At 47.9% G+C, this 19,622-nt stretch carries 18 protein-coding genes and 3 pseudogenes; 19 read left to right on the top strand and 2 right to left on the bottom strand.

The genetic code is table 11. The features are described from left to right. The coding region (locus IE163_RS17165) for a DUF805 domain-containing protein (protein ID WP_189434250.1) at positions 1 to 543 on the top strand (543 nt) is incomplete at its 5' end. 81 nt (positions 544 to 624) lie between these two features. After that, positions 625 to 792, top strand: a pseudogene (locus tag IE163_RS17160) (helix-hairpin-helix domain-containing protein); the annotation flags it as partial. Positions 793 to 830: 38 nt separating this feature from the next. Here IE163_RS17160 and IE163_RS17155 read toward each other — a convergent pair. Further along, positions 831 to 1,424: pseudogene (locus tag IE163_RS17155) on the bottom strand (glutathione S-transferase family protein); the annotation flags it as partial. 127 nt (positions 1,425 to 1,551) lie between these two features. Here IE163_RS17155 and IE163_RS17150 point away from each other — a divergent pair. From IE163_RS17150 to IE163_RS17075, 16 genes and pseudogenes are all read left to right on the top strand, one after another. Continuing rightward, the gene (locus tag IE163_RS17150; protein ID WP_189434248.1) at positions 1,552 to 2,469 is read left to right on the top strand and encodes an alpha/beta hydrolase; all 918 of its coding nucleotides are present in this window, start codon (positions 1,552 to 1,554) and stop codon (positions 2,467 to 2,469) included. Between the two features lie 8 nt (positions 2,470 to 2,477). Continuing rightward, on the top strand, positions 2,478 to 3,743 hold the full coding sequence (gene kynU / locus IE163_RS17145) for a kynureninase (RefSeq protein WP_229833636.1): 1,266 nt from the start codon (positions 2,478 to 2,480) through the stop codon (positions 3,741 to 3,743). Positions 3,744 to 3,880: 137 nt separating this feature from the next. Beyond that, positions 3,881 to 4,858, top strand: a complete 978-nt coding sequence (locus tag IE163_RS17140; RefSeq protein WP_189434246.1) for a tetratricopeptide repeat protein — start codon at positions 3,881 to 3,883, stop codon at positions 4,856 to 4,858. Next, a complete protein-coding gene (locus IE163_RS17135; protein ID WP_189434244.1) occupies positions 4,858 to 7,239 on the top strand; it encodes an EAL domain-containing protein in 2,382 nt (793 codons plus the stop codon). The genes IE163_RS17140 and IE163_RS17135 overlap by 1 nt, the downstream gene beginning before the upstream one ends. Before the next feature lie 348 nt (positions 7,240 to 7,587). Further along, on the top strand, positions 7,588 to 7,815 hold the full coding sequence (locus IE163_RS17130) for a hypothetical protein (protein WP_189434242.1): 228 nt from the start codon (positions 7,588 to 7,590) through the stop codon (positions 7,813 to 7,815). Positions 7,816 to 7,908: 93 nt separating this feature from the next. Next, positions 7,909 to 8,328: a secondary thiamine-phosphate synthase enzyme YjbQ gene (locus IE163_RS17125; protein ID WP_189434240.1), complete on the top strand. Its 420-nt coding sequence runs from the start codon at positions 7,909 to 7,911 to the stop codon at positions 8,326 to 8,328. Between the two features lie 252 nt (positions 8,329 to 8,580). Then, positions 8,581 to 8,778, top strand: a pseudogene (locus tag IE163_RS18025) (heavy-metal-associated domain-containing protein); the annotation flags it as partial. Positions 8,779 to 8,900: 122 nt separating this feature from the next. Next, complete coding sequence (locus IE163_RS17115) at positions 8,901 to 9,149, top strand: DUF6448 family protein (protein ID WP_189434238.1); 249 nt, start codon at positions 8,901 to 8,903, stop codon at positions 9,147 to 9,149. 99 nt (positions 9,150 to 9,248) lie between these two features. Continuing rightward, the gene (locus IE163_RS17110) at positions 9,249 to 10,391 is read left to right on the top strand and encodes a cytochrome P450 (protein ID WP_189434236.1); all 1,143 of its coding nucleotides are present in this window, start codon (positions 9,249 to 9,251) and stop codon (positions 10,389 to 10,391) included. 136 nt (positions 10,392 to 10,527) lie between these two features. Then, entirely contained in the window at positions 10,528 to 10,671 is a 144-nt protein-coding gene (locus IE163_RS17895; RefSeq protein WP_268248637.1) for a 2Fe-2S iron-sulfur cluster-binding protein, read from the top strand. A 91-nt stretch (positions 10,672 to 10,762) separates the two neighbouring features. Further along, positions 10,763 to 11,221: an ATPase gene (locus IE163_RS17100; RefSeq protein ID WP_189434234.1), complete on the top strand. Its 459-nt coding sequence runs from the start codon at positions 10,763 to 10,765 to the stop codon at positions 11,219 to 11,221. A 97-nt stretch (positions 11,222 to 11,318) separates the two neighbouring features. Beyond that, positions 11,319 to 11,669 carry a hypothetical protein gene (locus tag IE163_RS17095; RefSeq protein WP_229833635.1) on the top strand — a complete coding sequence of 117 codons (351 nt, stop codon included), beginning with the start codon at positions 11,319 to 11,321 and terminating at the stop codon, positions 11,667 to 11,669. A 79-nt stretch (positions 11,670 to 11,748) separates the two neighbouring features. Then, positions 11,749 to 12,339 (top strand): hypothetical protein, encoded by a 591-nt coding sequence (locus IE163_RS17090; protein ID WP_229833634.1) that lies wholly within the window; start codon positions 11,749 to 11,751, stop codon positions 12,337 to 12,339. An 8-nt stretch (positions 12,340 to 12,347) separates the two neighbouring features. After that, positions 12,348 to 13,490 (top strand): efflux RND transporter periplasmic adaptor subunit, encoded by a 1,143-nt coding sequence (locus IE163_RS17085; protein ID WP_189434231.1) that lies wholly within the window; start codon positions 12,348 to 12,350, stop codon positions 13,488 to 13,490. Between the two features lie 12 nt (positions 13,491 to 13,502). Then, positions 13,503 to 16,610 carry an efflux RND transporter permease subunit gene (locus IE163_RS17080; RefSeq protein WP_189434229.1) on the top strand — a complete coding sequence of 1,036 codons (3,108 nt, stop codon included), beginning with the start codon at positions 13,503 to 13,505 and terminating at the stop codon, positions 16,608 to 16,610. Between the two features lie 61 nt (positions 16,611 to 16,671). Continuing rightward, a complete protein-coding gene (locus IE163_RS17075; protein WP_229833633.1) occupies positions 16,672 to 17,055 on the top strand; it encodes a hypothetical protein in 384 nt (127 codons plus the stop codon). A gap of 146 nt (positions 17,056 to 17,201) precedes the next feature. Here the strand turns inward: IE163_RS17075 and ytfE are convergent, their stop codons facing one another. Beyond that, entirely contained in the window at positions 17,202 to 17,915 is a 714-nt protein-coding gene (gene ytfE / locus IE163_RS17070) for an iron-sulfur cluster repair protein YtfE (protein WP_189434228.1), read from the bottom strand. A gap of 170 nt (positions 17,916 to 18,085) precedes the next feature. Here ytfE and norR point away from each other — a divergent pair, with 170 nt between their 5' ends. Further along, the gene (norR, locus tag IE163_RS17065; RefSeq protein ID WP_189434227.1) at positions 18,086 to 19,612 is read left to right on the top strand and encodes a nitric oxide reductase transcriptional regulator NorR; all 1,527 of its coding nucleotides are present in this window, start codon (positions 18,086 to 18,088) and stop codon (positions 19,610 to 19,612) included. Positions 19,613 to 19,622 lie beyond the last annotated feature (10 nt).

Below are 19,622 nucleotides of genomic sequence, written 5' to 3'. Positions count from 1 at the left end.
CTTGCCCGGCAATGGTCGCAGGAGCAATTGGCCGTACTGACAGGTTTGAATCTGCGCACCATTCAACGCCTCGAAGCTGGCGCGAAAATTTCGAATGAGTCTTTGCGGGCACTGGCAGCTGTGCTTGAGGTGCCAGCCGATAGCTTGCTGCTGCGTGAGCCGACGTCCGGCCAACCCGCTCTTAAGGCAATGCGCGAAGGTGTACTTGCTGGCCTGGAATTTACCGGCACCACCCAACGCGCCGATTTCTGGTGGTTTGCCCTTGCTGTGGCCGTGATGTTGGCTTTTGCAAAATTGCTTGCTGAGCTCCTCGGTCCGCTGCCGCTGCAGATTATGGCGTTGGCGGTGTTGCTGCCGTGGCTTGCGGCCTGTACCCGGCGCCTGCGCGATGCCGGACTTAGTCCTTGGTGGCAACTTATCTGCCTGGTTCCCGTGGCCGGTTTGCTTTTGCTGCTTTACCTGCTTACCCAACCGAGCAAAAAGGCAGAGCCGCTAGCATTATCTTTTGGTGGTGGGAGCGGTAATCATGAACAGAAAAAATAGCGATAAAGAAGAGTAAACTCAATATAAGTTAGCAATCTCAGCAATTTTATTGGAGCATTATGAGGTTTAAGGAAATCGGCCATGGCATTTAGTGAAGCAGAAAAAACTGCACTGCTCGAAGTGAAGGGCGTTGGGCCTACAGTCGTTAAACGGTTTGAGGAAATAGGGATAGGCTCTTTTGCTGAGTTGGCGAATTTTGAGCCGCAAGAAATTGCTGAACGAGTGGCATCTATGCTGAGAACCAGCTGCTAGAAAAATAGTCCTCAAGCCTTGTCGGCGGTCAAGTCGGCAATAAACTCATTGCATGCTAGCTGTTTATCTAACACATCAAGTTGTCGCTTTACTTCCATTGCATAACGATTGATACGATATTCATATTTTTCTGGCGCATAAGCATAAAAATGCTCACAACCGCCACCTAAAAATGGCGCCCTGTCCATTTGCCAAAATAGCCAGTTCACTACCTCGGTTCGTTTTGCTCGCGATGAGGGTAAAATGCAGCAAATTTTTCGGCTGGGTAGAATAAAATCGAACCTGACTCAAATATTCTGACATTATTTGTGGTATCGATTAATGCCGGTATTTTTGAATTGGGATTAAGCCCGACAAAACGGCTACTAAATTGATTTCCATCGTTGATACTGACTAACCAAGCATCATATTCTGCATCTGTAATACTGAATTCAAGTAGCTCCTCTAATAAAATAGTAACCTTTACACCGTTTGGTGTGGCCAAAGAGTACAATTGCAACGGCTGTGTGCCTACGCGTAATAATTTGTCATGCGTGGCAGCCGCTATCGGGCGATTTATATTCGCAATGGGATGCCGCCATTTGCAGCCCCCATTGCCATATGTGGGGTGGCGTGTAAGGTGTATTCATATAAACTCCTAATGATATTGGCAGTGCTAATTTGGCTTTACAGCGCAAAGGGCTTGGATCGGATATTGGTTTAGTTTAGCTTCAGTACAAAGTCCCGCAGCCAAGCGAATGAAGGTATAACGTCTTAATGCGCAAATTAACGCCATTTTATTTGTTAGTGTTCTGCATACTGTTAACAGCTTGTACTAACCGTTATAGTCAGGAGACACCTGAAAAGACGGCGGTTGAACGGCTGCGACAAGTCAGTTACAACAGTATACTGGAATTACCTAGTTCAGGTAGCGGCGTAACACTTCAGTATGGTGAAAATTCACTGCAATTTGGCCAGTTGTATTTACCTAAATTAAACAAGACATCTTCGAATCAACAAGTTCCACTTTTGGTATTTATTCATGGCGGCTGCTGGCTTAATGTCTTTGATATTCAGCATACTCAGGCATTTAGTGAAGCGGTAGCCGCCGCTGGTATTGCGGTTTGGTCTATAGAATACCGTCGGGTAGGCGATGCTGGTGGAGGATGGCCCGGCAGTTATGATGATGTCTTAGCCGGAATAGCGCATGCGCAAACAGTGTTGCAAGATTATTCTGTTGATCTAAAACAAGTGGTGTTAGCCGGGCACTCAGCGGGTGGGCATTTAGCGTTATTGGCGGCAGGGGAGTCCTATCTGCATACCAAACAAAATCAGCAAGGCACGCCATTATTAAAGCCGGTTAAAGGTGTTATTGGTCTTGCGGCTATTACTGATCTTTCCAGCTATCAAAGTGATGCAACAGGCTGTCAGCGGGCGACTCGTCAATTTATGGGCGGAAACTACCCTGATCTCGCTGGAAAATATCAAGAGGCAAGTCCGTCGCAACAGCCATCACACCCTACAACACTATTGCTTCATGGCCGAGCTGATACCATCGTGCCCCTATCTCAGGCAACAGATAGTGGCCTGCCTATGCAACTGCTGGATGACGCTGGGCACTTTGATTGGATCCATCCCAAAACCGAAGCATTTCAACATTTTTTAATAACAGTGCAGGCGTTAATCGCCAAGTGAGCCCTCCGATGACGATGTTACCCGATCTAACTAAAACGACTTTGGCCTTACTGGATGCCACAGATCCATTGGCCAGTAAACGTGATGCGTTTTTTTTACCAGACAACACGCTGTATCTGGATGGTAACTCGTTAGGCGCTATGCCACGCGTGGCGGCATTAAGAGCACATCAGGTGCTAAACGAGCAATGGTCGCGAGATTTGATTAAAAGTTGGAATAGCCATCAATGGATTGATTTACCGCATAAGGTGGGTGAAAAAATAGCACCATTATTAGGTGCCGCGCCAGGTCAGGTGATTTGTTGTGATTCTACCTCGGTGAATTTATTTAAAATATTAAGCTGCGCCATGCTTATGCAGCCGGGGCGTACCAAAATACTGTCGCAAGCGGGTAACTTTCCTACAGATCTTTATATGGTGCAGGGCTTAGCAAGCTTATTGGGTGAGCAATATTGTCAGTTAGTGTTAGTTGACGACAGCCCGGATAATCATGCGCTTGAGCAAGCTATCACCACAGAGATTGCTGTATTACTGCTGACGCAAGTCGATTTTCGCAGTGGCCGGTTACTCGATATACAACGCCTGACTCAGCGAGCACATGAGCAAGGTGTCTTAGTTATTTGGGATTTGGCGCACAGTGCTGGCGCATTGCCGATTGAGCTTGATGCGTGCCACGTCGATTTTGCCGTAGGTTGCGGTTATAAATATCTTAATGGTGGGCCAGGTGCGCCTGCTTTTTTGTATGCCGCCACCCGTCATCATGATCGTTTAACCCAGCCGTTAACCGGTTGGATGGGGCACAATGCACCCTTTAGCTTTGCAACCGATTATCAAAAAGCGCCCGGCATAGCGCAATTTCTTACCGGAACTCCTGCCATTATAGCGATGAGCGTTTTAGACGCCGCGTTAACGGTATTTGATAATATAGATATGCAGCAAGTGCGCTATAAGTCGCTGGCGCTCAGTCATTGTTTCCATCATTTAGTTACAATGCAACCCTGTTTAGCTGACCTGCAGTTAATCACGCCGCTGCAACCAAGCGCCAGAGGCAGCCAACTGGCTTACCAGCATCCTCACGCTTATGCACTATGCCAGGCACTGATTCAGCGTGGCGTTATTGCTGATTTTCGGGCCCCCAATATTTTACGTTTAGGGTTTACGCCGTTGTATTTACGCTATGTGGATATTGGCACTGCGGTAACCATCTTAGCTAATATCGTGAGTTCACAAGAGTATTTAAAGCCAGAATATGCGGTGCAGCAAAAAGTTACCTAATGCCGCCTATAACTGACTATAAATAGTCAGTTAGTAAACGTTTCGGTAACGTTTTACTGCACCACACATTTTTCTCAGATCAGGTGTTTAGCCGCTATACTGATTAGTAGGCATAATTAGGTGCTGTGGAGAATAGTATGTATAGGGCAGTTATTCTTTGTATTCTGGTATTTCAGCTTATAGGTTGTAGCACCGCTATTAACTCGCAAAAAAATGCAGATCACCCATTAGAAAATCAAGGCCTTTTGTTAGAACAAGAAGTGGCAGCTTTGCTCGCTCAACCTTATATCGACCCGATCACGCGCTATCTTCAGCTTCATCAACAAGATGCGTCGCGTGCTAGATATCTGCAAGCACTCAGAGACGAAAGGATAAATCGTTGTCAGAAGGTAGCAAGCAGCTATCAGCAACAACCCAAAACTGTCCAAATGTTACAGCGGTTTCAGGCAGGGTATCGATTCTCTTGCCCTGACGAAGTGGAAGATTTCGCCAGGCAGCTTACGGTTGCTGAATACGGAGATTGTTATTTGTTAACCAATTTACGCAACTATAGTGCTGCGCTTGTGCCATGTGAGCAAGCCGCTGCAAAAGGGGATCCGCGCGGGCAGTTAAATATGGCGATAATAAGCAACGCACAGCGGAACTATCCAAAAGCACGGTATTGGGCGGAAGTTGCGGCAGAATCATTACCAGAGGCGCATTGGGTGTTAGGTGAGCTACATGCAAATGGCCATCTGGGGGAAAAAGATTTAACGGCCGCCCGATTGAGTTACCAGTTTGCGGCTGAGCATGGGCTGGCCCAGGCCCAAATAGCCCTAGGCCTTTTACTGATAAATAATGCTGGAGGGGATTTGCCGCAAGCAAGAGCCTGGTTGCTGAAAGCGGCTAGACAGGAGAATGCAACGGCGCAATATTATCTGGGAGACATGAGTGAAAAAGGCTTAGCTGGGCCTGCCGATCTATATGAGGCTATGGTTTGGTACGATTTTGCTAATATGCGAGGAAGTAATCAAGCTCGTATAAGGTTACTTCACCTTAGTCAGCAGGCGATAGATCTGAAGTTATTGTCGTTGGCTAAGGATAAGGTGCTGCGGCAGTTGGAGCACGCTGACTAATGAACTTCAATAGAATGTTTTTAACGCTGACGTTGTGGTTTAAAAGTCATTGGCAGATGGCTTACCTGAAACAACTCAATCAATCTAAACAAGCGATTTTCTTGCTGTTGCTACTGCTGATTGCATTGTTTATTAGTTGTATGCTGGTGATTTCCCGCTTAAATCTCACCTTTTCAGAAAAAGTTATCTCGGAATTGAGAGAAGAGCAATTAGAGGACTCTTTCTATGCGAATCTGGATCGACTTAATAGTCAGCAGCACTTACTAGAACGCTATACAGACGATTTGGCCTTGTTTGCTCAGGCGTTTCATTCACTACATAGAGTGGGTAATACGCGGGTACAGGCAGAACTGGGGCCTGCTATTAAAGGCAAACTTGTCGGGTTTCCAAAGGCTTTTGGGGTTGGAGTTTGGTTTGACTCGACGCCAGGGAGCAATGCAGTGTCTCTTACCAGTTATGTATACCGGGACTCAGCACAGCACAGCAAACTAACATTGCTGACCGGGCGTGATGGTATTAATTATCGTTATCAGCCGTGGTTCGAGCAGTATCAAACCAGAACTAACCAGCAAGACCCTAATGCAACTTACCTGACCTCCGCCTATTTTAACTCCTTATCTAATGCGGCTGTCATGACCTTAGTAAAGCCCATTTTAGATAAAGACGGGGCACAGATAGGTATAGTCAGTACCGATTGGCATGCTGAGCAGATCATTAATCTGGTGAGCCAAGTACAAGTAACTCCTAATACTTTTGCCTACCTGATTGATCGTAATAACAGCATATTGTCAGGCCTGAGTAACATAGAGGATATGGAACAGGTCGATGAGATTATGCTACATATTCAACAATCTCGTTTGATCGATAAATTGAATTTTAACTCGCTATCCGGAGGTTTGAGCGTTCAGCGCCCTACTGTTATTAAAGAGCAATTGACGGTAGAAGGGCGGCAATACGACTTGTCCTATGCGGCGAGTAACGCGGGAATGTTGTTTGGTATTGGTGTACCGAGAGACGAAATTGACGCCGTGCTGCGACCTATCCGCACCCGTAATATGCAGATTTTATGGTTTAGTACACTTTTTATGGTGGGATTATCTGCATTGTTATTGCGCTGGACTTTAGGCGTAATGCGACAATTACAGGCATCTTACAAGGATGAACTGACTAACCTCCCTAATCGGGCCCGTCTTTTATTGGACCTTTCCAAAGGTGACAGGGTAAGCTTGGTGCTGGTAAATCTGGATGACTTCAAGGAAGTAAACGGCTTGTTTGGTTACGCTTGTGGTGATTATGTGCTGCAAAGCATAGCTGGGCGCCTTAACAATGGTATAGATAGACAGTCATTTGGCGAGGCTAGTTTGTATCGGTTGGCCGCTGACGAGTTTGCTATTGTTACACATCCTTTATCGTCAGAGCATTTGATACTGTTTCTACAGCACATTCAGCAGATGCTGGATACGCAACACCTGTCTTGGCAGCTGCAAGAAATTCCGGTACGTATGACTCTGGGGGCAGTAGTACAAGATGTCAACGGGCAAGACCATCCCAACAGTTTGATCACCAGAGCCGAGTTCGCATTGCAGCAGGCGAGGCAGCAGCAAAAAGGTTTTGGTATCTATCAGCCAGATCAACATATCGAAGAAATCTACCAATACAACTTGCTGTGGGCTGGCTATGTGAAAGAGGCGTTGCGGGATGATCGGATTATTCCCTACTTTCAACCAATTTATGATAACGCAAACAATCGAGTGAGTAAGTACGAATGTTTGGTCAGAATGCAATTAGATAACGGTCAGATTGCAAATCCAGGCCAGTTTCTTGATGTAGCACGCAAGGTTCGTTTAGATCGGCAACTCACCATGGTGATGGTGGAAAAATCCTTTAAAAAATTTGCAGGCACAGATTTGGAATTTTCCATCAATCTGTCTTATGCCGATTTACTTGATGAAAACCTGACAGCTTTTATTAGTCAAAAACTGGATGAGACAGCTATCGGCCCACAAGTGATTTTTGAAATTCTGGAATCGGAAAGCATTGAAAATTATCACGGGGTGAAACGGTTTATTGACGAGGTTAAGAGTAGAGGTTGCCGGATTGCAATAGACGATTTTGGTACTGGTTACTCTAACTTTGAACATCTGTTGCGGATGAAGGTGGATATTATCAAGATCGATGGCAGCCTCATTCGTAATTTGGATCAAGACTTTGTTGCGCTTAAGGTTACACAGGGTATAGTGCATTTCGCCAACAGTTTGAACATGACTACGGTCGCAGAGTTTGTTCACAACGAAGCGATCCAGCAGCATGTACGACGGTTGGGTATAAACTTCTCTCAGGGCAGTTATATCTCTATGCCACAGGTTGACTTAATGCTTTAGCAACAACGCTGCTCTTTTTTACATTCATTTAATTGCATAACAACAATATAGTTAATCATTGTCGCAGCAAAGTGTGCCTATTTGGTGCAAATTGCACTGCGCAAAAGCGTGGGGCTAGCACCATATATGACGAGTTTTACGTTATCTGTTTACATCATGGCAATGGCGGCATTTATTATTGTTACCGCCAAATTTCTTACTGTAGGTCTGCTACCAGTTTTGGCCCGTGACTTACTAAAGCCGCCTAACATAAAAAGGTAAAGCCTGTTTATCTAATTTGTGGCGATCGGTATATTTGGCGCTATTAACGGTTACCCCAAAGCCCGCAATGCATGGAGAGGTGAATATATGCAACGGTGGCTAGTGGTATTAGTACCATCATTTGGAATAATTAGGCGGGCACAGGCTGCTATACGCACAGAGCAAATTTCACATCTTTCATTGGAATATTTAAAAGACGAAGGCCTGGTAAATGGCGCGCGTCTGGGATACCGGCTGCTGGAATTTCACTTTACTACTCTGTCGCTGCTGGGCGACACCAATAGGGTAGAGCAAATATTTACCCTTAAAAACTAAATAAGTCTTTGTGTGCTGTAATGCGCTAGCACTGCACATATGTACACTGGCTATTGTGTTAGGTTTGAATGGTTAAAATAAAAGGAAATGGCGATGTGGTTGCAAAAAGAGCTGTCATTACAGGCCCGAAAGCGTGGTTTTCACCTCATTACCGATGAAGTACTGCGCCAATTGCCACAGCTTGAACAATTTTCGGTGGGGATCTGCCATATTTTTATTAAACATAGTTCTGCTTCGCTAACGATTAATGAAAATGCCGATCCGACTGTGCGGCAAGATTTCGAGCAGTTTTTTAATCAAGCTGTACCTGAAAACGAGCCTTATTATACCCACACCTGTGAGGGCAGTGACGACCTGCCCGCACATATCAAAAGCAGCTTGCTTGGCAGCAGTGTCAGTATCCCCATTACCGATGGCAACTTGTGTTTAGGCACTTGGCAGGGCATCTATTTAGCAGAGCACCGTAATCATGCGGGTAGCAGAAGACTGGTAGTGACCTTGCAGGGCGAATAAAAAGTCGTTTCAGATAACACTTCATTTTTGACAGAGCCAATTGATTGTTGGGTCATTTTTTAACGAGCGGTATAGCCGATATCAATCACCAACTCGGTACCTGCTATGAATTTAGACTCATCTGAAGCAAGGTACAGTCCGCCACAAGTAACATCCGTTTGCTCATCAGTCGCACCGTTCTCTTTGATGCACGCTAGGGTAGCGGGGCGGCGGTGTCTACTTTTACGCCGACGGCAGTGATGTGGCGGTAGCGCTGGCAAGGTCCCGAACGCCCTGAAGGCAGCCCCGGGAGCCAGTGATGTCACCGTGACGATCTCGGCTGGTGTGGTCGAGGTGCAATATGACAAGAAAATGGTATCAGTCGAGCAATTTAAAGCTGCTGTAAAGGAGGTGGGCTATGGTGTTGATGCCGCTAAACCTGAACAGTTCTGTAGCCGCTGTTGCGGTTAACTTGCTTATGTTTGCCAACGCACCGATTAATGTTTTCTGAATTATTAGACTGGATGCAAGCAACATTTAAAGCGTTGGTCATTTGAAAAACGATGCCGGTAGTCAACGCTCAGGAGATCAAAATGAAAATCAATAAATCCCTTACCAAAATAGCCGTGCTTGTTTCTTCATTTATGTTCGCAACTATTGTATCCAGCTCAGCCGCTGCGCACTGCGACAGCGGGATTAGTGCTGTTATTAAAGATGTGCAGGCGGCAATTGCCAATCAAAAGATTGATCGCGTTTTAACGTGGGTAGGTAGAGATGACGAGGCTACTGTGCGAGACGCACTTAAGATGACATTGGCGGTCCGGGAGGAAAGTGAAATTTAGCAACTGTCGCCGAATCAACAAAGTAGTTGATATTGATCTGTGCCAATACATTACGCACTTTTATTTCAATTTTAGCCATGCCACAGCAAGGAGTTTTAGATGAAAACAGAATCGCAGAATGATTGGAACCCGCTTGACACCTCGAACTTAAAAGACCAACGTCAAGCTTACGATAACATGCGGGAGCGTTGTCCGGTTGCGCACTCAGAATTTATGGGGTGGTCGTTGTTTCGCCATAAAGATATTACTGCAGTTCTTGCCGATCCGAAAACCTTTAGCAATGTATCGCAGTTTCTGGCCATTCCGAACGGAATGGATTTACCAGAACATGGCCAATACCGCAAAGCACTTGATCTTAATTTTGAAAGCGAACAGATGAGCTGGTTAGAACCAAAGGCAAGAAAGATTGCTGCGGAGCTTCTAGAATCAGCGCTTACAGGCGATGAGGTTGAAATGGTTACTGCTTTCGCCAACCCCTTTACATTAAAAACGTTATGCGCCTTGCTGGGTTGGCCAGTACAACAGTGGCAGTATCTTGATAGCTGGGTACAAGGCAGCTTGCAAGCATCGTTTGATAAAGACTCGGTTGCTGGCAAAACCCTGGCAAATGAATTTTCCCAGTACGTAAAAGCCAACCTGAATAAGCGGCGTCTTTCACCTCTCGAGCAGACGGATGCTACAAATAATTTGATGAACACGAAAGTTGATGGAGTGGAACTTGACGACGATCAAATTGTAAGTGTACTTCGTAACTGGACTGCGGGTCATGGCACTGTCTCAGCCAGCTTGAGCGTTCTTTTTATGCATCTGGCTGAAAACTTGGAGCTTCAACATCAGTTGCGAAGCGATTCAATGTTAATCCCGGCAGCAATAGAAGAAATTTTAAGGCTGGATGGTCCGCTTGTTTCTAATCCACGCACTACTACTAAGGAAGTTGAGATCCAAGGGAAGATTATACCGAAGGGTGAGCATATAGCCCTGATGTGGATTGCCGGTAATCGTGATCCGCGTGCATTTGCAAAGTCAAATGAATTAAAGATTGAGCGAAATAATGAAGAGACCTTAGTTTGGGGCCAAGGTGTCCATATCTGCCAAGGCGCTTCTTTGGCCAGGCTTGAAATGCGGTTAGCTGTTGAAGAAATGCTGTCGAAAACGAAACTTTTTGAACTGACAGATAAAGTCCCGCGCCGAGCAGTCTATCCCAGTAATGGCTTAAGTTCACTCTATCTGCAGTTCAGGTGAATAGATTATTAGCAAGATCGTGTTTAAGTACACTGTAGGGCGAAGCACTATGATTAAGGTTTATCGATACAATACTGCACAAGAGCAATGGCTTTATATGCAATCGTGAACACTGCCTGATGAGTTTTGGGATCGCGTGGTCTTCTATGCCGTAGAGTACTTAAAGCAAAAAGCCCCAACCCTTGTGTATCAGTGCTCCTGCCGGGAGGGCCTTTGTGGTTCGGATGGTATGAACATTAACGGCAAGAGCTGGTTAGTTTGCATAAAGCGTCCAGTTTAGTGTGATGGTTAGTGCGCTCCGGTTGCGAGTTATAAAGTTGGACCCGGACAACTAGCAACAGCACTTTTTATTTACTAAGGAGCAAGAGATAATGCAAATTAAAACACTATCTGAATTGATTGAATGGACTCGCGCGTTGCATGAAAAGCTGGCGGCCTGTTTGGCACATTGCGCACCACGGCATGCTGAAGAGCGTGTGTCCATGTTGCTTGGCTATCTGGCGTCGCACGAAGTTGCAATGGAAAAAATGGTTGCTAAGTTTAGTCAGCAAGCGGATCCGAAAGCTGCCGATACCCTTGTTTATGATTACATTCCCCATAACCCCGTTTCCACACATTTAGTTTGTGACGAGCATTACGCCAAGATGACGGCTGCTGAGATTAACGCGGAAGTTTTTGAGTTTCATGAAGAGATTAATGAGTTGTATCGTACTTTGCTGGATACCGCAGTCATTCCCGAAGCAAAGCAGCTGATGCAAGCACTGCTTGATATGGAGGAGCATGAAACAAAAAGATTAGTACGGCAAGTCGCAAGGATGGACGACTTGTAATCAGCAGATTTTTAATGGTAATGAAATGTTGAACAAAAAATATGAATATCGGCTATTATTTCGTGGTAAGGTATTTGCCTTATCCGGGTAGAAGGTAATGATGGTTCGTAAATTTTTATTACTTTTGGTTGTTTTTACTCTTAGCTTTCAAGCGCTGAGCGTATCCTTATCGCCTGTAGAAACACCACGCGCCCTCTCATTTGAACATGCCGCATTACATTTTTGGGGGCAGCCACATACCCACGATGCTGATCACCCGGAACAGATACACCTGGAATTTTCTGCCGAAGCCCGTAACCACGTAGCCCATGATATTCATAGCACAGCGGCTTTAATGCAACACAACTTAGTAAAAGACAGCCCGGTACACACCATGGCTGATAGCCGTTTTATGCAAACTTTGCCTGACCCCTTTTTACACCGTGTAACACCTCCCCCCAGAGCCTGAAGCTACCCTTTTTAAACAGGTTAAACTCGCTGCATGCGTAGCGGTTTTTGTTGATTGTGCTTCATATTCTGGACTTTATATGACATTGCTTCCCTGCAAGCCATTTGCCATGGCTGGTTTTTTGCGTACGTTACTGCCGTACCTGATGATGTGTTTTGCGTTAAACACGCCTTTGCTGCATGCCGCACCCGGTGCGCATGGCCCTGATGGTGAACATCTCACCACTGATAGTCAGCAACAGCTGACACTGCTGCCACGCTTTGAAGCCTTTAGTGAGCTATTTGAATTGGTCGGTGAGTTACAGCCGCATGCGTTGGTGCTGCATCTGCATGATTATCAGAGCAACCGCCCGCTGGCTAATGCACAAATAGAACTTGAAACAGCTAACCTGAGCAGCAGTGCCCACTATATAGCGGATAAAAATCATTACCTTATTGACGACTCAGCCCTGCTGGACAGGTTGCAGCAACCCGGCACTCATGAAATGATCCTCACCATTATCAGCGACGATAATGCCGATTTACTCACCGCCAGCCTGGACTTTTCTGCAACAGATCATGCCGATACAGCACACCATCATCATGGTCACTTTCCCTGGTGGAGCTTGCCTTTTGGCCTGCTGATGTTTGTTGCAGGCGCGCTGTTTGGCCGTCGGGGAGCTACCAAATGATTCACTTAATGAATAGCACAATACGTTGTTTCACCAGCCTATTAACGCTGGCTGGCCTAGTGCTTGCCAGCAGTTTAGCGGTTATCGCTGCGCCTGGTGCACATGGACCTGATGGTGAGCATCTAACTGAGGCCAGGCCTACACAAGGCAACGCTATTGGCCGCCAGGCCGATGGTTCAGTACAGATGCCAATGGCAACCCAGCAGCAGCTGGGTATTTTAACGCAGTGGGTGCACAGCAGCATCACCGAAAAGTATGTGCAACTGGACGGCGTAGTGCGGCATCATCCTTCCGGCCGAGCTGTGGTACAACCCAGCAGTAATGGCAGGCTGGATAGCGGGCCTCATGGTTTGCCGGTTTCTGGGCAAGTGGTGCAAGCCGGTGATGTGCTGGGCTATATCCGTTATCAGGATAGCGCTTATGAACTGGCCAATCAAAACAGTGAGCTTATTGCCCTGCGTAGTGATGCTGAGCAAGTGCAAAGGGACATCCGGCGCTTAACCGCATTAGGCGATTTAGCCCCAACCCAACAGCTGGAGCAGTTGCAAACACAGTTGCAACGGTTAACACAGCAAGAGCAGCTGTTACAGCAGGGCTTAGAAAAACCTGAGGTGTTACTGGCCCCGATGGCTGGCATTGTGCACAGTGACAATATCAGTCGCGGCCAGTGGGTCCAGGCGGGCACGACCTTGTTTGAAATTATTAACCCGGCGCAACTGATGATTGAAGCGGCCACAGTGAACGCCCATTTGCTGTCAGACATTGATATGGCGGTGCTTGAGCATGCACCTGACATTAGCCTGCGCTTTACCGGTTATGGTGCAAGATTAAAACAAGGCCAAATTCCGCTGTATTTTGAGCCGGTTATGCATGCTGGCGCAACCAAGGTGCCGCTTATCCTGGAACAGCCGGTAAGGCTTCGCGCCAAACTCAAGCAACAACAGCAGGGCATTGTATTGCCCGCGCAAGCGGTAGTGCGCAATAACGCCAATATGCCAGTGGTATGGATAAAGCTGTCAGCAGAGCGCTTTTTGCCACAGCAAGTACAATACATGCCATTAGACCCTGAGCGAGTGCTCATTTTGCAGGGCTTAGGGGACGATAATCGCGTGGTAATACACGGCGCCTCCTTACTTAATCAAGTGCGCTAAGGAGCCATCATCATGTTTACTGCTTTGGTTCGTGCCAGCCTGCGGCATAGGATATTTGTCATTGCCAGCGCGTTGCTGATGTTGTGCTACGGCCTTTGGCAAGCCCCACGGTTGCCGGTGGATGTGTTCCCTGATTTAAACAAACCCGTTATTACCGTACTGACCGAAGCGGGCGGTCTGGCGCCGGAGGAGGTGGAGCAACTGGTGACCTTTCCTTTGGAAAACATGTTAAACGGGGTGACTGGCGTCACGCGAATTCGCTCGACCTCGGGCATTGGTTTGTCCATTTTGTATGTAGAGTTTGACTGGGACACCGACATTTACCGCAACCGTCAGCTCGTCGCTGAGCGGCTAAGTTTGGCCAATGCCCAGCTACCGCCTGGGGTGGTGCCCACCATGGGGCCGGTTTCTTCTATTATGGGCGAAATTATGTTGCTGGCACTGCCCTTGTCTGCCGATGGCGGGGCAACACCAATGCAGGCCCGTGATTATGCCGATTTTGTGTTAAGGCCACGTTTGTTGGCACTGCCCGGCGTGTCTCAGGTTATTGCCATTGGCGGGGAAGTGCGCCAATTGCGGGTAGAGCCAAATACGCTTAAATTACGCCAACTGGGGGTAAGCCTTGAGCAAGTACAGCAGACATTAACCGATTTTGCGGCCAATAAAGGCGGGGGTTTTATTGATCTTGGCAATCGGGAATACTTAATCCGCCACCTTGGCCGCACCCAAAGCCTGGATGATGTGCGTCAGCTGGCCGTGAGTTGGCAGGAAGGCGTACCGATAAGGTTGGCACAAGTGGCTGAGGTGAGTTACGCCGCTGCAGTAAAGCGTGGCGATGCTGGCTTTAACGCTATGCCCGCGGTAATTCTTAATGTACAAAAGCAACCCGGTGCTGATACGGTGCAGCTCACTGCAGCCGTCGAGCTAGCCTTGAGTGACATGAGCGCGGCGCTGCCGCCGGGCTTAGCGCCACCACAAGTATTATTCCGCCAGGCAGACTTTATTACCGCTTCTGTGGCTAATGTAACCGAAGCACTGCGTGATGGCAGCATTATGGTGGTGCTTATTCTGTTTATCTTTTTGTTATCTGTCAGAACAACACTGATTTCATTGCTGGCGATACCGCTATCGTTAGCGGTAACGATGTTAGTGTTTCAGTGGTTGGGGTTATCCATCAACGTAATGACGCTGGGCGGCTTGGCCATTGCTATTGGTGAGCTGGTGGATGATTCGGTGGTCGATGTCGAAAACATTTTGCGCCGCTTAAAGCAAAACCTGCACAGTGTGGCACCTCAGCCGGTATTGCAGGTGATATGGCACGCCAGTGTCGAGGTACGCTCGGGTATAGTCTATGCCACTGCTATTGTGGTGCTGGTGTTTTTGCCGCTGTTTGCCTTACCGGGCATTGAAGGCAGGTTGTTTTCACCACTGGGCATTGCTTACATAGTGGCGATTCTGGCCTCCTTATTAGTCTCCATGACGCTGACGCCGGTGCTCTGTTACTACTTACTGCCGAAGATGAAGCAACTAGAGCAGGGCGACAGTGCTTTACTGCGCCTGCTTAAACGAGCGCAGCAGTGTTGGCTGGGTTGGGCTTTGCCTAAAACAAAGCTGCTGATCGCTGCCGCTTCGGCGTTAATGCTGCTGATAGCCGTAACAGTGGTGGCGTTACCAAGGGCCTTTTTACCGGCATTTAATGAGGGCTCGCTAGTGTTGGGGGTATTGTTTCAGCCTGGCACTTCCTTAGCGCAAGCAAACCAGATGGGGCAGTTGGCTGAGTCATTATTAATGACAGTCCCGGAAGTGCATCAGGTCGGCCGGCGAACCGGGCGGGCAGAGCTGGACGAGCATGCTGAAGGGGTGCACTCCTCTGAAATCGATGTGGATTTACGGGCATCAGCACGCTCGCGCGATGAGGTGCTGGCCGACATCCGGCAGACATTATCGGTGCTGCCGGCTCAGGTGGCGATAGGTCAGCCTATTTCTCACCGCTTGGATCATTTGTTGTCTGGGGTGCGGGCACAGTTAGCGGTAAAAGTGTTTGGTGATGATTTGGATAACCTGCGTATGAGTGCAGATCTGTTGCGACAGCAACTGCTGCAGGTGCCCGGTCTGGTAGACGTGACCGTAGAGCAGCAGGTCCTTATTCCGCAGTTAACAGTGCGCTTACAGCAGGCAAAATTGGCCCAATACGGTTTGACACCGGGGGAGGCGTTACGGCAACTGGCGATGCTGACCGACGGCGCCCATATCAGCGACATTATTGACGGTGTAAAACGCTATCCACTGATTTTGCGCTTACCCGAGCAGCGGCGAACCCCCACTGAGCTGGCGAAGGTGTTATTAAACTCGCCAGCTGGTGCCATACCGGTGTCTGCCATTGCACACATTGACATGCAGGATGGCCCTAATCAGATTATCCGCGAAAACGGGCTGCGGCGTATTGTCATTTACGCCAATAGCGATCATGCGGATGTGAGCGACTTACTGGCGGCGGTGCGCACTATCGTCAATGAAACGCCATTACCGCCAGACAGCTTTGTCAGCATTGAAGGCCAGTTTTTGGCGCAAGAGCAGGCCATGCAACTATTAGTGGTGTTGTCTGTGCTGTCCTTCAGCCTGATTTTTCTGGTGTTGTATATCCGTTACCAGTCGCTGATTTTCGCCGGTATTATTATGTGCAGTTTACCCATGGCATTAACCGGTGCCGTGCTGGCCATGTGGCTGACTAACACGCCACTGTCGGTGGCCTCGGTGGTTGGCTTTATTACCCTTACCGGTATTGCTGCACGCAATGGTATTTTAAAAATCAGTCATTATTTGAATTTGTGCCGGCATGAAGCAGAAGTCTTTAGCACCAACTTGGTGATACGTGGGGCACAGGAGCGTTTGGCGCCGGTGTTAATGACGTCTATGGTGACGGCTTTTGCGCTGATACCATTACTATGGGCCGCTGATCAGCCAGGCAAAGAAATTTTACACCCGGTAGCGGTGGTGATTTTTGCCGGGCTGCTGAGCTCAACGCTACTGGATACCTTATTAACACCCTTGTTGTATTGGTTGTTTGGCGAGAAGCCAACACAGCAATGGCTACAACAAGCCTCTGATGAGGTTATCTAAGATTTTTTAAAGGGCATCTTGACAACGCCTTTAGCAAGTTTGTCATTTATAAACAGGGTCAATGATGATGAAAAAACAGTTATTAATGGTATTGGCAATAATGGGCGCTTTGGCATTGGTGTCACCGGTAGCACTGAGTCACAGTGATGCTAAGCCGCAACACGGTGGCGTATTGCACAGCAAATATGATCTGAATTTTGAACTGGTGCGTGAAGCTGACAGCATAAGCTTATATGTAGATGATCATGGTGAGCCTGTTGACACAACGGCATTAACCGGCCAGATCATGATACTGGCTGGGGGGGAAAGATCAGAAGCCGCCTTGGTTGCGGCTGGTGCAGGTAAACTTATCGCAACAGGTGTGCACATTCCGGATGGTGCCAGAGTCGTGGTTAGCTTAACTGACGCAGATAATAAAGTGATGACAGTGCGTTATATCTTTTAATTAATTGAGGTACCGGCGTTAAAAATAAGCGCTGTTAACCGCATACTATATGCTTAATTAAAGTGGGCGCTGCTTAGTAGCATCGCCCGGCTGTAAACCTTTAACGAGGTAAAAGTCCTTTTGTCAGTCGTCTATTGCAATAGGCGTTATTGACAACTACCACAGCACATTTGGCGATCATCATCTTGAGCACTGGCTTTTGGCTGCACAAATAAGATTTGGTTTTCCAGTAAAATATGCTGCATTAAGTCTTCTTTCAGCTCCTGTAAAGCTAAATACAGTGCGGTCCAGGTATTGCAGGCGCCAGCAGGTAGAGTAATGTTATCGGTTAGCTTATCCAGTGTTTCCAGAGCATCGCCGTGCTGCAGGTGCTCTTCTTCCATTACACTAATTGGCCCGGTCGGATAAATGCCGCCTGCCAGCATCGGAAACAGAATCTGCTCTTCTTTTACCATATGGCTTTCCAGCTCCTGATACATATCTTCCAGGTGTTGTGTTAGCCCTGTTGGGCAATTTGGATCGTTAGCATGTACATGTTCTACCCGCCGGGCCAGTCGGATAACCTCGGGCAGTTGCAGACGGTGGCGCTGGTGAAAACGCTGCAAGATATGCTCGATAAGCTCCTTTACAGGCTTGCTGCGCCAGTCGGTTATCTCGCCTTCTTGTTGTTGTAATTGCTGAAGTGCACTGAGAATTGGCGTTGCATCCAGTTCTTTTGCAGCCAGTGCTTCACGCAGGCTGTGCTGGCCGCCACAACAAAAATCCAGTTTGTACTGATGAAATACCGCCGTGGCGCCGGCAATAGTAGTCGCAATCTGCCCCAGCGACTGGTCTAAAAACGATACATGTGTGAAAGACATATTAACTCCTGCTTGTTCAATTTAAGGTGCGTATTTACAACGCCGCTACGCTTAAAAGGGCAAGAGTCAGGCCAAAACTACCTCCTTTGATTTATATAGCTTTATTATGCACTGTGGTAAATTGCACCCAGTTAATTTAGGGTAATATCTACCCAAGGGTAAAAAATACCATGCTGGAAGAAAGTTTAATTGCTGATTTGGTAACAGATTTACCTGCGGCCGTGCGCTTGCAGCGTTTGGTGAGTACCTTGCGTAGCCACTTTAGTTGTGGCGCTGTAGGACTGCTCAGACTGGAGCATGACGTGCTTAAACCTGTGGCTCTGCATGGTCTGGTACGCGAAGCTCAGGGCAGGCGCTTTGTGGTGGCGCAACATCCCAGGCTGGCAGCCATTCTTGCCAGCCGCAACCCCGTCCGGTTTGAGCCTGAGTCTGAATTACCCGACCCTTACGATGGCCTGTTAGCCGAGCAACCCGGTCAGGCACTGCCGGTGCACGATTGTATGGGTATTGCTCTTTACATTGAGGGGCGCTGTTGGGGTGTTATTACCTTAGATGCGTTGCAGGCAGGCAGTTTTTCTCAGGCTGCGATATACGAGCTTCAGCGCTACAGTTTGCTGGTGGAAGCCGCTGTACGGATGACGGAGCTGGAGCAAGCTAACCGGGCTTTGCGTCTCAATCATCATGCCGACGAGCAGCAATATGAACCTGCCGCCAAACAACGCTATGAGCTGATTGGCCAGAGTAAAGCCTTGCAGCAAATTCTGCAGGAGTTAACGGTAGTAGCCAGCTCGGATCTCCCGGTTTTGTTGCTTGGTGAAACGGGTGTGGGTAAGGAGTTATTTGCCCGTCATTTGCACCGTAGCTCAGCCCGAGCCACAAAACCGATGATTTATATTAACTGCGCAGCATTGCCGGAAAACCTGGCAGAGAGTGAGCTTTTTGGGCATAACAAAGGTGCTTTTTCCGGGGCTCATAGCGAGCGAGCTGGCCGCTTTGAAGCCGCCGACGGAGGAACATTATTTTTAGATGAGGTAGGCGAGCTGCCACTTTCTGTGCAAGCCAAATTGTTGCGGGTACTACAAGACGGTGAAATTCAGCGCCTGGGTTCAGATAAAACCCGTCAGGTAAATGTGCGGCTGGTTGCCGCAACGAATCGTGATTTGAAACAACAGGTTAAATGTGGCGAGTTTCGGGCTGATTTGTATCATCGGTTATCGGTTTACCCATTGCCAATTCCGCCTTTGCGCGAGCGGCCAGACGATATTCCGCTGTTAGCCGGCCATTTTCTGGAACTAAATCGCAGCCGGTTGGGGTTACGGGCGCTCAGATTATCCAGTGACGCCGAGCTGGCGTTGTTAAGTTACGACTGGCCGGGCAATGTGCGGGAACTGGAGCATGTAATAAGCCGGGCAGCTATTAAAGCATTAAGTCATGGCGCATCGCGTACTGACATTGTTACTCTTGGGGCAGTATTGCTTGATCTGGATACTGTGCCGGCAGCCATTACGCACAATGAAACAAATGATGTGTTGCAACTAAGCGCTATACCGTTAAAGCAGGCGGTTAACCAACTGCAACGACAGATGATTCAACAGGCTATAAGCCAGCATAATGGCAGCTGGTCGTTAGCCGCACGGCAGCTTGAGCTGGATCCCAGCAACCTGCATAAACTGGCCCAACGGCTGGGTCTTAAATAAATGGGTGAAG

Source organism: Alishewanella longhuensis (genome assembly GCF_014653435.1).
GTDB classification, from domain to species: Bacteria; Pseudomonadota; Gammaproteobacteria; order Enterobacterales; family Alteromonadaceae; genus Alishewanella; species Alishewanella longhuensis.
The sequence above is the reverse complement of the archived record's forward strand: the minus strand, read 5'-3'. Positions and strand labels throughout refer to the sequence as shown.

Bases quoted from the DNA above. Each gene is read 5' to 3' on its own strand.
- IE163_RS17140 (WP_189434246.1), top strand. From the start codon at position 3,881: ATGTATAGGGCAGTTATTCTTTGTATTCTGGTATTTCAGCTTATAGGT.
- ytfE (WP_189434228.1), bottom strand. From the start codon at position 17,915: ATGTCTTTCACACATGTATCGTTTTTAGACCAGTCGCTGGGGCAGATT.
- IE163_RS17075 (WP_229833633.1), top strand. From the start codon at position 16,672: ATGATGATGAAAAAACAGTTATTAATGGTATTGGCAATAATGGGCGCT.
- IE163_RS17090 (WP_229833634.1), top strand. From the start codon at position 11,749: ATGACATTGCTTCCCTGCAAGCCATTTGCCATGGCTGGTTTTTTGCGT.
- IE163_RS17100 (WP_189434234.1), top strand. From the start codon at position 10,763: ATGCAAATTAAAACACTATCTGAATTGATTGAATGGACTCGCGCGTTG.
- norR (WP_189434227.1), top strand. From the start codon at position 18,086: ATGCTGGAAGAAAGTTTAATTGCTGATTTGGTAACAGATTTACCTGCG.
- IE163_RS17110 (WP_189434236.1), top strand. From the start codon at position 9,249: ATGAAAACAGAATCGCAGAATGATTGGAACCCGCTTGACACCTCGAAC.
- kynU (WP_229833636.1), top strand. From the start codon at position 2,478: ATGACGATGTTACCCGATCTAACTAAAACGACTTTGGCCTTACTGGAT.
- IE163_RS17130 (WP_189434242.1), top strand. From the start codon at position 7,588: ATGCAACGGTGGCTAGTGGTATTAGTACCATCATTTGGAATAATTAGG.
- IE163_RS17080 (WP_189434229.1), top strand. From the start codon at position 13,503: ATGTTTACTGCTTTGGTTCGTGCCAGCCTGCGGCATAGGATATTTGTC.
- IE163_RS17115 (WP_189434238.1), top strand. From the start codon at position 8,901: ATGAAAATCAATAAATCCCTTACCAAAATAGCCGTGCTTGTTTCTTCA.
- IE163_RS17135 (WP_189434244.1), top strand. From the start codon at position 4,858: ATGAACTTCAATAGAATGTTTTTAACGCTGACGTTGTGGTTTAAAAGT.
- IE163_RS17095 (WP_229833635.1), top strand. From the start codon at position 11,319: ATGATGGTTCGTAAATTTTTATTACTTTTGGTTGTTTTTACTCTTAGC.
- IE163_RS17125 (WP_189434240.1), top strand. From the start codon at position 7,909: ATGTGGTTGCAAAAAGAGCTGTCATTACAGGCCCGAAAGCGTGGTTTT.
- IE163_RS17085 (WP_189434231.1), top strand. From the start codon at position 12,348: ATGAATAGCACAATACGTTGTTTCACCAGCCTATTAACGCTGGCTGGC.
- IE163_RS17150 (WP_189434248.1), top strand. From the start codon at position 1,552: ATGCGCAAATTAACGCCATTTTATTTGTTAGTGTTCTGCATACTGTTA.